The sequence below is a fragment of the Nitrobacter sp. 62-23 genome (genome assembly GCF_001897285.1).
In the GTDB taxonomy this organism is placed as follows: Bacteria; Pseudomonadota; Alphaproteobacteria; order Rhizobiales; family Xanthobacteraceae; genus Nitrobacter.
Map to the genome: position 1 here is coordinate 1 of NZ_MKSM01000039.1, position 12,620 is coordinate 12,620.

General features: G+C 61.0%; 8 protein-coding genes and 2 pseudogenes. 1 reads left to right on the forward strand and 9 read right to left on the reverse strand.

Annotated elements, in window-relative coordinates; all coding sequences use genetic code 11:
* The 5 genes and pseudogenes from BGO16_RS03755 to BGO16_RS03775 form a co-directional block, all read right to left on the reverse strand.
* Positions 1-125 (reverse strand): annotated as a pseudogene (locus tag BGO16_RS03755) (30S ribosomal protein S7); the annotation flags it as partial.
* Between the two features lie 15 nt (positions 126-140).
* Positions 141-512, reverse strand: coding sequence for a 30S ribosomal protein S12 (gene rpsL / locus BGO16_RS03760; RefSeq protein WP_009797142.1), 372 nt, complete (start codon positions 510-512; stop codon positions 141-143).
* A 1,618-nt stretch (positions 513-2,130) separates the two neighbouring features.
* Positions 2,131-2,376: a hypothetical protein gene (locus BGO16_RS03765; protein ID WP_292617262.1), complete on the reverse strand. Its 246-nt coding sequence runs from the start codon at positions 2,374-2,376 to the stop codon at positions 2,131-2,133.
* Positions 2,377-2,459: 83 nt separating this feature from the next.
* Entirely contained in the window at positions 2,460-3,101 is a 642-nt protein-coding gene (locus BGO16_RS03770; RefSeq protein WP_292617263.1) for a Crp/Fnr family transcriptional regulator, read from the reverse strand.
* 415 nt (positions 3,102-3,516) lie between these two features.
* Entirely contained in the window at positions 3,517-4,656 is a 1,140-nt protein-coding gene (locus BGO16_RS03775) for a GNAT family N-acetyltransferase (protein ID WP_292617264.1), read from the reverse strand.
* A gap of 190 nt (positions 4,657-4,846) precedes the next feature.
* On the opposite strand from BGO16_RS03775, the gene BGO16_RS03780 reads away from it, so the two are divergent.
* Positions 4,847-6,043, forward strand: coding sequence for an NAD(P)/FAD-dependent oxidoreductase (locus BGO16_RS03780; protein ID WP_292617265.1), 1,197 nt, complete (start codon positions 4,847-4,849; stop codon positions 6,041-6,043).
* 148 nt (positions 6,044-6,191) lie between these two features.
* Here the strand turns inward: BGO16_RS03780 and BGO16_RS03785 are convergent, their stop codons facing one another.
* From BGO16_RS03785 to BGO16_RS03800, 4 genes and pseudogenes are all read right to left on the reverse strand, one after another.
* A complete protein-coding gene (locus tag BGO16_RS03785; protein ID WP_292617266.1) occupies positions 6,192-6,446 on the reverse strand; it encodes a PilZ domain-containing protein in 255 nt (84 codons plus the stop codon).
* Between the two features lie 256 nt (positions 6,447-6,702).
* Positions 6,703-8,604 (reverse strand): ABC transporter ATP-binding protein, encoded by a 1,902-nt coding sequence (locus BGO16_RS03790; RefSeq protein ID WP_292617268.1) that lies wholly within the window; start codon positions 8,602-8,604, stop codon positions 6,703-6,705.
* 216 nt (positions 8,605-8,820) lie between these two features.
* Positions 8,821-10,869, reverse strand: coding sequence for an FAD-dependent oxidoreductase (locus BGO16_RS03795; RefSeq protein WP_292617267.1), 2,049 nt, complete (start codon positions 10,867-10,869; stop codon positions 8,821-8,823).
* A gap of 291 nt (positions 10,870-11,160) precedes the next feature.
* Positions 11,161-12,620: pseudogene (locus tag BGO16_RS03800) on the reverse strand (DNA-directed RNA polymerase subunit beta'); the annotation flags it as partial.

Sequence of the window (12,620 nt, forward strand, 5' to 3'; positions counted from 1 at the left end):
ATGCTTTCGGCGACCGACTTCTTCCCGGCATACATCACCGAGTTCATGAACTTCGTAATGACGACGTTTCCGAACTTCGGATCGGGAAGCACTTCACGCTTTTCGGCAGAATGGCGACGCGACATCGTTTTTGTTCCCGCTTATTTCGGACGTTTCGCGCCGTACTTCGAACGACGCTGCTTGCGGTTCTTGACGCCCTGGGTGTCGAGGACGCCGCGGAGGATGTGATAGCGCACGCCAGGCAAGTCCTTGACGCGGCCGCCGCGGATCATGACCACGGAATGCTCCTGAAGGTTATGCCCCTCGCCCGGAATATAACCGATGACCTCGAAGCCGTTGGTCAAGCGCACCTTGGCGACCTTGCGCAGCGCCGAATTCGGCTTCTTCGGAGTCGTGGTGTAAACCCGCGTGCACACGCCGCGCTTTTGCGGCGACTGCTGCAACGCAGGCACCTTCTTGCGCGACTTCTGTATGACGCGCGGACTTGCGATCAGCTGGTTGATCGTCGGCATCGTTCGCCTTCACCCTTAAATTTACGCGAAACCCCGATCGGCTCCGCAGATTCGTCCTGGGCTGCCGCCCACCCACTCGCGATGCATGAAAACGTTTCACGCAAAACGAAATCGCGCCAACCGTTCATCGCTGAACGGAAAGCGCTTCGACACCACAGAGGACCGCGATCAACGCCAGCCGGAAGGAACCGGCCGGCTTCCACCGAGGTCATGCATCCGAAATCAATCTCGAGAGAACTCGCTCAAGAGAACGACTGTCGTCCTAGCATTGCCTAGCTATCACCAGCAGCGTTTGAGCAGCATTCGTCGAGGTTGGTGCCCGTCTCTATCAACCAAATCAGATAGAAAGGGTGGTCCGTTCCGACGTTGGCGTAACTCACCGCCTGCCGTTAAGTGCGCGGGTTTTATCCACCGCGAGTCGCCAAGTCAAGGCTAAACCGCCGCCGCAGAAGCGCTTCTACCCGTTGACCACCGGCCATTTGGCGCGCCTCCCTTCTGCGGGAAATCGGCGACCAAACGCCTTACCAGCCGGATGGATGTCTTTCGAAATAATGGTCTTTCCGCGACATCGGCCAGCCCTCCCCCGGGCCGCTTTCGTTCTGCCGGGATCGGAAAGGAATTCGGAGACCTCCAAGAGACGGGACCAGTCTTGAACCGTCGCCTCCGGCGAATCCGGCTTTGATTCCCGAGAAGTGCCCCGAACGATTCTGCCGCCGGATTGCCGGTGAATTTGACATTTGCGACGCTGACCTGCAGCCGCCACCGAAATGATGGCCTTGGCGCGGTAAGCGACCAGCGCCCCGGTTCAAGGAAGGGTGCACAGCCGGAACTCCCTATGGGGCCTCCGGGGCAGGCAGTCCCGACGGACAGGAGGCGGCGACAACTTTGATATCTGCGGCTTTGATGTCTGCGGCCGGCCCGTGGCACAGGGTCAGGCGAAGCCGTGACCCGCCCTCCCCCCGAATCGGGTTTCAAACGTCGGTCGTCCCTGCGAACGGATCGATACGCCCGGCCGGCCGCCGTCGGATCATATCCGCCTGAGCCACGTTCGGGCACCCGGCCCTTCCGCTTCCGACGGAAGACTCAGAAGTGAGGCTATGATTTTGATTCGGCGTGTTTTCCTGACGCAAGCGGTATCCACCCACGGGTCAAGCCCGAGGATGCTCCACCTGTAAACGCCATAGGCGAACACCACCGGTAAATTGCCGCTGTCGAAATCCTGGGTCCGGAATTCGCCGGGGACGACGACGCGCACAGGGGACGATGCGCACAGATGATGCGCAGGGAAACGACGCGCCCGACCCGACCGGACGCTGCACCGCAAAGGGAGCATCGCTGCGGAAGATACCCACACACACAAAAACGCCACTTGTCGTCACCTTATCGGTGACGACAAGCAGCGCCGTGGGTCAGGTAAAGCCGGTTACAGGCGCATCGTGGCCAAGCGGGTGCTACCTACCGCTTGAGATGGTCGACACTTTTCGAAAGGTGCAGCATTCGGAAAATGTCGGCTGTAACGCACAAAACCAGGGAGGAAGAATTAGTTTCGATAACTTCACTCGCCCACGCAGCGGGACCAATTAAATGGTCTCCGCAGCAAACGGCGAAAACCTAAAGCCTAGTGGCCGTGAGCGTGGCCGTTCTTCGCTTCACGATGGGCCAGCTCGCTCAGCAGCTTCTGAGCCAGCAGGTCCTGGCCTTCCTGATCGACCGGAAACGTGTTGGCGTTTCCAAGATAGCCGAGGGGAGCACTCTTGGCGCCCAGGGTCCCCGAACCGGCATGGATCACCTTGCCGTCAGAGGTGTAGGAACCGGAGATCTGCTTTCCCAGAGATTCATCGTAAAATGAGACGTGTCTCGGCATCGGTGCGCTCCATTTGTTGGATGTACTTGGTGTACCGATGGAAGTCGCGACCGTATAGCCAACTAGTTTACATAGCTGGCTTTTTATTTGGTGAAGGAGCCGGGCAGCAGTCTGTCGTATTCGCGCCGGACCGCGCGATAGCATTCGCAGGTTGTTCGCTCCAGCAGTCTCCGGTCCAGTATCGTGATGATGCCGCGGCTGTATGTGAGAACCTTCTGTTTCTGGAATTGCTTAAGCTCGGCGTTTACCGCCACGCGACTGACAACCAGCATCTCGGCAAGGAATTGCTGGGTGAGCCGAAGCTCGTCGCCATCGACGCGATCGTGAGACTTCAGCAGCCATCGCGCGCAGCGCTGGAGCAACGAATGGCTGGCATTGCATGCAACGGACTGCATTACCTGCGCAAGGAATGCTCGGGAGTAGGCGTTGAGCTTGCGCCGAAAGACAGGCAGGCGTGCTTGCATATCCTGAAAGTCGCGAAAGGAAATGCGAATGACATCACCGGATACCTGGACGACAGCGCGATGCATCGATTGATCGTCGCCCATGATGGCTCCGACATTGATCACTCCCTCCCGGCCGGTCGTCGACGTTTCAGCCGTCCTGTCGGTCTTGAGCGGAGCGATGTTGGAGATGATCGCCGTCTCGGGGAAGTAGACGTAATCGAACGCGCCACGCGGTTCGTACAGCACGCGCCCAAGCGACAGCTTCACGGGCTCGCACACCCTCTGAATTTCGATCCATTCCGAGTCCGGTATGCTTGCCAACAGGGCGTTTTTTGGTCTCTGTGCCATTGTCCCCGGTCACCGGTTCTTCAGAAAAAATTGGATCGGCCGCAGCTTCGGTCTTTGCAAGAGCAAAGGCAAGCTGCGCCGGGTCGCCACCCCGACTCGTCGCGCCCGTCTGCGCTGCCGGTTCAGCCAGCCGATATTGCCTCGCCTGCCTGGCTGAACATATTTGAACACTTCCAGACATCCGTTCAGGAGTGCACCGCACCTGCCCCGACAGACAAGGCCGGACAAGGCGCGGCGACATGCCGAACGAAAGCGGCGCGAGAAGCCATCCATCGATATATTTAGTAAGATATATCGAATCCCATAAGTCAACTCGGCCCCATCGGCAGCCGGATCGCGCGTGACGCTAGCGATGCGCGGCAAAACTCACCTTCTTGCTTTTGGGTGCGGCCGGCATGGACCAAGCCCGGATCCAGTCGCGAAGCCAGCGAAGATAGCCGTAGCCTCGCTGACGGGCTGCCTCCAGCGAAAACGCCAGCGATTTGCCCGGTCCGACGTCGACGAGCAGATCGGCCATTTTCCGGTGCCCGGCCCAGAGCTGGGTCATGAAGCTGCCTTCGTAGGAACAGGAATCGATCGCCGTGATTCTGCCTACGGAAAACAGCTCGTCCGTGATCTTGTCGATCAGCAGCGCGCCCGGCGAGTATTTCGCGTAGTCCGGGCTGAATGCGGTTTTCCAGGTGTAGGCCGTGGCGCCGCAATACATCAGCACCTGCGCGGCGATAGGCCGCCCGTCGACGCGAAGCAGCGCCACCGAGGCGCTGCCGCGTTCGGCAAGCGCGGCGACCATCCGCCGGACGAAGGCCGCGTCCGCGGCATCGCACAGCAGAGCCGTGCCGCGCGCGCCCTTCCAACCAGAGGCTTCCAGCTTCAGGAACGTCTCGAACGCCTCTGCCGTATCCGGCGCACCGTTGTTGACGATATCGACCGCGCCGGCGGCGGAGAGCCGGTTCCAGTCCTGCCGCAGCTTCTTCCGGGTCGAGCCCGACCGTTTCACGCCAAGCTCCGGGGTCGCGAAAGGCCGCGTACTCTCGGACAATCTGAGCTGCGCCCTGCCCTGCTCGGTGAGCGTTTTCACCAGCATGTCGAAGCTCGTGGCTTCGGCATCAAGCGACTTCAGATTGATCACGTTGGGCAGCAAGGGACTGGTGCGGATCGCCGACAGGAAGGCCGGAACGACGACGCCGACGAAAGCGGGATCCACGACGGGACTTGAGAGGAAGGCGTAGTTGTAAGGCAATGCCTCAAGCAGCGCAGGCCACAACCGCGAGATCCTGCGGACCTGAAAGGCCCAGATGCCGACCAGCTTCCTCGGCTCGGCGCTGTCATCCCATGCAAGCAGGACCCGGATGCGCGCGAAGCCGATCTCGTTGGCGACAGTCAGCGCGGCCGGATTCATGAACACATTGGGAGAGGCCCGCTGGACGAGGTCGTCCCACGGCGCCGCAAGGTCCAGGGTTGGTGAACAAATGTTTACCGAAATCATCAGAGGCCTTGGTCGATCCCCTCGGGATGTCCTCTTGGGCGATCCTTGCGCAGGGTGGCATAATGTTGGTCCGGCATTGCTTTTCGGTTAAGCCACAACGGCCCGATCCGGCCTCGACCGCTCGATGTCCCTTCAAGGTTTCTTTGCCTTTTAGGGTGCAAGGATAGCACTGCGGAACAAGGGCCTGTGTATGCGCTATACCGACATTGTGATCGTTGGCGGCGGCCTGGCCGGATCGATCACCGCCGCGATGCTCGGCCGTGCCGGCGTTGCCGCGATCATGATCGATCCGCACATCGTATATCCGCCCGACCTGCGCTGCGAAAAGATCGGCGGCACGCAACTGCCGCGATTGCGCAGAACGGGCCTGGACCAGGAAATCCTGCGATTGACCACCGTCGACGGTGAGGTCTGGGAAGCGCGGTTCGGTATCGTGGTCGCCAGGAAACCAAGCGATCAGCACGGCGTGATGTATGACACGCTCGTCAATGCCACACGCGCGCTGATCCCGCCCGGCGTGGAGATTCTCTATACTAAGGTCGTCGAAGTCGCGACCGGCGACGAGCGCCAGCGCGTGGTGCTGGCGGACGGCGAGGACATTTCCGCGCGGCTGGTCGTGCTCGCAAACGGCCTCAGCATCAGCCTGCGCCACATGCTCGGCCTCCAGCGACGCGTCATCAGCGAGTGTCATTCCGTGACGCTGGGATTCGACGTCGCGCCGGTCGGCCGCCCGGCGCTGCCCTTCCCGGCCCTGACCTACTGGCCGAAGCGAACCGCCGATCGCCTGGCCTATCTGACGCTGTTTCCGATCGGGGCTGCGATGCGGGCGAACATGATGGTCTATCGACCCATGGACGACGTCTGGTTTCACGAGTTTCGTGAGAACCCCGAAGCGACGATGCGCGCGATGATGCCCGGCTTCGACCGCATGGCCGGCGACTTCAAGGTTGTCGGGCCGATCAAGATCCGGCCGGCAGATCTGTACGTCACGGAAAATCATCGGCAGGCCGGTGTCGTTGTCGTCGGCGACGCTTTCGCGACGTCATGCCCGGCCGCAGGCACCGGCACCGACAAGGTGTTCACCGACGTCGAACGGCTTTGCAACGTTCATATTCCGACCTGGCTCGCGACCGAAGGCATGGGTCGCGCCAAGATCGAGATGTTCTACGACGATCCGGTGAAGGTGGAATGCGACACGTGGTCGGCCGCGAAAGCCTGGCACCTTCGCTCGCTGTCGATCGACGATGGCCTGACCTGGCGCGCACGACGGTGGGCGCGCTTCATAGGAAGGCTGGCCCAGGGCGTGATCGGACTGACGCACAAGCCCGCCGCGCCGATACCTGCATCGCAACCGCACCCTGAATCGCGCGAAGGCAGAACCGCGTAGGCTTGCCTCTCGCTTCTGATGAAATCCCAACCGGGCGGGTTCTCGACCACAATGGTTTTGGATGAAATCGATCCGAAATCATGAACGCGATCGATTTCAAAAGTGGGATGCGGTTGGAAAACCGCTACACGCCTTTCCTCTTATCGCTTCAGACGAACCTGACGCCCAGCGTCGTTCCGCTGCGCCAGACCGCCTGGCATCGACGTCCGGTTCGGGCGTCACGAGAGAACGCCAGTTGGAAGCCGGCTGACGCCGCGCTGGCGTCGTCGACGTCGATCTTGGCGCCCGTCGCCGACAGATCAATGACAGTACACGGCCGCCTGGCGAAGCCGCCGTCGAGGATGATCCATGCGGATTGCCGGACCGACTTGCGGCTCTGCCGCTTCTTCTCTGCATCGATCATGTGCTCGGTTCCGCGCCTTTGCACGGCCCTTCTTTTTTGCGCCCGCGCTTTCCGCGGCTGGAGCGGTTGCAGGAATCGAACCTGCGCCTTTGGTCTGGAAAACCATTCCTCGACCATCGAGCTGCATCCGCACCACGAAATATATCATTGCGCCCGCATGAAACGAATAACGCCGCGATGAAACGGGCAAATTGGCTAAACTTGATGTTAATTTTTCATCACTTCGGTCGCATAACTTCGCATAGGTAGGAAATGCCTACTCGTCGTCGCTCTCGCCATCATCATAGGCATGCCCCTGATCGTCCCAGAGCTTGCGATAGAGGCCATGACCATTCATCAGCTCCGAATGAGAACCGCGCTCGACGGCCCGGCCGCCGCTGATGACGATGATCTCGTCCATATCGACAACCGACGTCAGGCGATGGGTCGAAAAGATCATGGTGCGTCCCCTGGACACCTTCAGCAGCGTGCGGTTGATCGCGGCTTCGGTGGTCTGGTCGAGCGCGGAGGTCGCCTCGTCAAGCAACAGGATCGAGGGATCGCGGACGATCGCGCGCGCAATAGCGATGCGCTGGCGCTGGCCGCCTGACAGCGTATCGCCGCGCTCGCCGACGACAGTATCGTAGCGCCGGGGCAGGCTCATGATGAAACGATGAATCTCGGCTTTCTTCGCCGCGGCCACGACCTCCGCGTCGCTTGCGCCTTCCTTGCCAAGACGGATGTTTTCGCGGATCGACATGTTAAACAGCATGTTCTCCTGAAACACGATCGCCATGCCCGATCGCAGCGACTCGCGCGTCACCTTCCGGATATCGACGCTATCGATCGTGACGCGGCCCGCATCAGGCACATAGAGGCGCAGGATCAGGTTGAGCAGCGTGCTCTTGCCGGAGCCGCTCGGCCCGACAATCGCAATGCGCTTTCCGACATCGAGCTTGAGACTAAGGTTGTCGAGAACCGGTGTCTCCGCGCCCTCATATCGAAACGTCACGCGATCGAAGGTGATGTCATGGGTGATGCGCGGCAGATCCGGCGCCCCGGGCCGGTCGATGCCACGCTTCGGTTCGTCGAGCAGTTCCTGCATATGGCGCACGGCCGCCGCAGCCTGAAGCGAGACCGGCACATAGGACATCAGATGGGCGATATTGTACGAGATTTCCCAGAACGCGCTTTCAAACGTCACGAACGTTCCGATCGTGATCTGCCCGCTGGTCGCCAGATAGGCACCAATGCCAAGCACGACGAGATGCAGCAGCAGCACCGCAATCGTGACCGAGCGCTCGACCATGCTCGACAGAAATGTGGAGGATGCGATTTTCCTTCTGGTCTCCTCATTGCGGACGGTGAACCAGCCGCGGGCTCGACGCTGCAGACTGAAAGCCTTGACTAAAGCCTGCGCGGCGATGTTTTCCTGAACCACGCCAAGGATCGCCGACTCGTTGACCTTCTGCTCGTAATTGGCCTGCACCGCCTTCGGGGTCAGGATACGCGGCCCGATCAGCGTGATCGGAAAGATCAGCAACGCGACCACCGCCAACTTCCAGCTCAAGAACAGCATCAGAACGATGCCTGCCACCAACTCCATCGCCGGAAGCAGCGCCGTGCCGACGAACGTTTTCGCCGCACCTTCAAACGCGGAGAGATCAACGGAGAAACGCGACAGGATTTCCCCGCGCCGGACGCGTGCGAAAAATGCCGACGGCAGATCCTGCACATGACTGAAAAGCTGCTGCCGCACCTCCGAGACGACCGACGACGACAGCCACGCATCCCATCGTTCGTACCAGATCGAGATCAGCGAGGTGACGACGCCGGCGACCGCAAGCACCGACAGGATTCTCACCAGAACGTCGAAGTCCTCTTCGCCAAGCGCATCGTCGATCAGAAACTTGAGGCTGAGCGGCATGATGACGTTGAACAACGTCTCGACCAGCAGGCCGACCCCGACGAACGTCAACGCCTTCCGGTAATTCCGGAGCGAGGGCCAGATGAACGCGTAGATCGTCGCAAGCGCACCGGCCGCCTCGCGCGCGGTATAGACGACGAGTTCCTCGTCGTCCTCGTCGAGATCGGTCCCGTCGTCCTCGCCCTCGCCCCCGTCGTCGTCCTCATCATTGCGCGCATGAGGCCCGGCGGCCGGCGTTGGCAGTGCAGACAACGCTGTCGTCGCCTCAGTCGCGCCAGGCGGGCTCTTCGGCAGAACCTCAACCGCGTCGGGGGCGGGCAGATCGTCGAGCGGCAGCGGAGCGTTGGGCACGATCGGTTTTACCGTTGCAAAAGAACATGCGAACTTCGAAATCGGAGCACCACGGATTTCCGCTTCTGATGGACATGGACTCAGAGGCGGGGCGCATGTTCGACATCTTCTGACGGATCAGGCGTCGTCCTCGATCTTGTCAAACAGCGAGTAACGCAGACTTCCAGAATCCACGTACCATCGATCCGGCCCCTTCCCGGCCGCAAGAGCCGCCGCCCACAAGTCGTCGGTGCGGTCGTTGCGGTTCATGGCGAGGTCGAAGCCGTTGTTGAAAAAGATTTCCGACCATTCCCACCGGGCGGCGAGCTTCTTCACGCCGCGCAGCAAATCATAACGATCGATCACCGCCGGATTCATGTCGGAGGTGACGGAGCCGAAGATCAGTCCGGTTTTAACCACGCGGTTCAGTTCGCGGACCGCCCGCATCGTCCGGGATTCCGGAACGTGGCAAAGGCTCGTTTCATAGACGAAATCGAACTGCCCGTCCGCGAACGGCATGTCGAGGATCGAACCAAACCGGTTGAACGTCTGCAGCGCCGCCGGCGTCATCGCATGGATGGCGCGGTTGTTCTCGATGCCGACGGCATCGATGCCGCGGTCACGCAGCGCGCCGACCAGTTCGCCGCTCGCCGACCCGGCCACCAGCAGCTTGCAGTCCGTCGCCCTGTTCCAGGCGATCCGGATCATCTCGATCAGGAAGTCCGGATCACTGAACTGCTGCCAGACCTCGCGATAGGGGCCGAGGCCGCGATAGTTCTCGAAATAATCGCGATTGATCCGGTCGGAAGCGGTTCCGCGATTCCCGCCGCGCGCGCGGCGCAGCTTCATCATCTCGGTGACGATGATGTCGGTCGCCACGTCCGAGGAATCCAGCAGACCATTGAGAGTGGAGTCGAACAGATAATCGCCGACCACGACCAGGCCAGGATGCTCCTTCGGCTCCGGCCGATGGTTGGTCATGACGTCGCGCGCCGGAAGGCCGCCGGGAATGGCATTGACCGAGGACATCCAGCGATGAATCCTGCCTTCAAGGAAATGCGCGCGCGCGTTGCCGAGCGACGCCGGCAGCGACTTCAGCGCCGCATCGATCAACTCCCTGTCGCTGAGGTTCGCGAACGCCAGCGCGTCAGAACCGGCGATCAGCCAGTTCAGCACACCATGACGGCCGACATTGTGCCGCGCCCCTTCGTTATAAACGCAGCAGCCGCCGAAGGCTTCGGACATGAACCACGCGCCGGAAATCCTCTCATCCCAGAACGGCTCGTCGAACAGCAACGAAACGCGCAAATAGTGCGCCGGCCGGTCGAAGTAAGCGACGTGCCGAACCATCGACTTGCGCAACTGCTCGCCATCCCATCCGACGGTGGCGAGCCAGCTATGGGGCAGGCACATGATGACAAGATCGAAGTCGCGGGTCTCCGGTCCCTTGCCGTTCATCATGTTGAGCTGATAGCGGCCGCACGGCGTCTTGCCGACCTTGAGGACGCGGTGATTGAGCTGGATGTCAGCATCGACCTCCGACTTCAGGCAGTCGATCAACTGCTCGTTGCCGTTCTGGATCGAATAGAGGCCGATGTAGCCATCCACATCCATCACGAAGTTCTTGAGCGCGTTCAGGCCGTTGGTGTTATGGCTCTCGGTGGCGATGTCGGAGCGCGCCATCACCTTGAAGAAGCGTTTGGCGACGGGGTCGGTGACCTCCTTGTCGAGCAGTTCTTCCGCCGTCATGAACGCCCAGGGGTGATCGTTGTCGCGCGCGCCTTCGTAGTATTCGATCGGCGACATCATTTCGGTGCAGCGCTTGCGGAAGGCCGTGATGGCATCGGCGGTCCTGGCGCCATATTTGCGGCGCATGCCGGTGACGCCGTCGAGCAGTTCGCCGCCGAATTGCACTTGCGCGGAGTCCATCGGAATCGTCTGCAATCCGAAATGCTGGATCAGTTCACGAAGCGGATCGGGGCCCGTCATCGAGTAGTCGTAGATTTCCGCGACGCCTGCCTCGTACATCGCCGGCGCGGTCTCGAACTTGCGGGTCAGCACCTTGCCGCCGAGGCGGTCGGAAGCCTCGAAGATGGTGACCCGACACAGTTCTCCGAGTTTTTTCCTGAGGTGCCACGCACTCATCAGCCCACCCGGGCCACCACCAACAATTGCCAGATCAAGCATAATTTTCTTTCGACATCCGCGCCTGACCGCTTTTCGCAATCCCGACCCGGCTTTTGCCAAATCTGGCGCGCCAGACCCCAGCGAAGCTCAGTCATGGAGGAAATTTCCTCCATTCCTCATTTTCTAGTCACCGCGTTCGATTTTGAGTCGAGCGGCCAGCTTTAGGAAAAGCCCTTTCTACATGAAGGGAAGATGAACAAATCGGCTCTTGTCGAAAAAAGCACGCCGGACATCGCACAACGCAAAAAAAGGCCGGTTTGCACCGGCCTTTTTTCAACGCAAGATCAGATCCTACTCCGCCGGCGGAAGCGCCAACGGTTCGGCCTCGGGCGCGGACGGCACAATCGCAGCCTGCTTTTCGCGTTCGTCGAGAATCAGCTTGTCGCGCTTGACCGCAACTTCGCGAATCTTGGCCATCGAGGCGCCGGTGCCTGCCGGGATCAGCCGGCCGACGATAACGTTTTCCTTGAGGCCTTCGAGCGGGTCCACCTTGCCGTTGACGGCGGCCTCGGTGAGCACGCGCGTGGTCTCCTGGAACGAGGCGGCCGAGAAGAACGAACGGGTCTGCAGGCTCGCCTTGGTAATGCCGAGCAGGACCGGCGTTCCCGTCGCGACCTTCTTGCCTTCTTCCTTGGCCTTGGCATTGAGCCGGTCGAACTCGATCTTGTCGATCTGCTCGCCCGAGATCATGTCGGTCTCGCCCTGATCGGTAATCTCGACCTTCTGCAGCATCTGACGGACGATCACCTCGATGTGCTTGTCGTTGATGAGCACGCCCTGCAACCGGTAGACCTCCTGGATTTCGTTCACCAGATAGGCGGCGAGCTCCTCGATGCCCTTGATCGCCAGGATGTCATGCGGCGCCGGATTGCCTTCGACGATGAAGTCGCCCTTCTCGACGATGTCGCCATCCTGCAGATGGATGTGCTTGCCCTTCGGAATGAGGTACTCGCGGGTCTCCTCCTCATTGTCGACCGGCTCGATCGAGATACGGCGCTTGTTCTTGTAGTCACGGCCGAAGCGGATAGTGCCGGCGATTTCCGCGATGATCGCCGCGTCCTTCGGCCGGCGTGCCTCGAACAGTTCGGCCACCCGCGGCAGACCGCCGGTGATATCGCGGGTCTTGGCGCTCTCGGTCGAGATACGCGCAAGTATGTCGCCCGGCTTCACCTTGGCGCCGACGTCGACCGACAGGATGGCGTCGACCGACAGCATGTAGCGGGCGTCGCCGCCACGCGCGAGCTTCAGCACCTTGCCGTCCTTGCCCTTGATCACGATGGCCGGGCGCAGATCGGCCCCGCCGCGCGTGCCGCGCCAGTCAATGACGATGCGCTTGGCGATGCCGGTGGATTCGTCGAGGGTTTCGGAGATCGACTGACCTTCGATCAGGTCCTCGAATCCGATAGTGCCCTCAACCTCGGTCAGAATCGGCCGGGTGTACGGATCCCACTCGGCGATCCGCTGGCCGCGCTTGACCTGATCGCCCTCGTCGACATGCATGCGCGCGCCGTACTGGATGCGGTGCGTCGCGCGCTCGCTGCCGTCCGCATCGACCACCGCGACGACCATGTTGCGCACCATCGCAACCAGGTGACCCTCGCCGTTTCTCGCGATGGCCCTGTTCCTGATCGTGATCTTGCCGTCAAAATTCGACTCGATCACGGACTGCTCGTTGATCTGCGCCGCGCCGCCGATGTGGAACGTGCGCATCGTGAGCTGCGTGCCGGGCTCGCCGATCGACTGCGCCGCGA

Coding starts and splice junctions, on each gene's coding strand:
- rpsL (WP_009797142.1), bottom strand. CDS start 512: ATGCCGACGATCAACCAGCTGATCGCAAGTCCGCGCGTCATACAGAAG.
- BGO16_RS03765 (WP_292617262.1), bottom strand. CDS start 2,376: ATGCCGAGACACGTCTCATTTTACGATGAATCTCTGGGAAAGCAGATC.
- BGO16_RS03775 (WP_292617264.1), bottom strand. CDS start 4,656: ATGATTTCGGTAAACATTTGTTCACCAACCCTGGACCTTGCGGCGCCG.
- BGO16_RS03780 (WP_292617265.1), top strand. CDS start 4,847: ATGCGCTATACCGACATTGTGATCGTTGGCGGCGGCCTGGCCGGATCG.
- BGO16_RS03785 (WP_292617266.1), bottom strand. CDS start 6,446: ATGATCGATGCAGAGAAGAAGCGGCAGAGCCGCAAGTCGGTCCGGCAA.
- BGO16_RS03795 (WP_292617267.1), bottom strand. CDS start 10,869: ATGCTTGATCTGGCAATTGTTGGTGGTGGCCCGGGTGGGCTGATGAGT.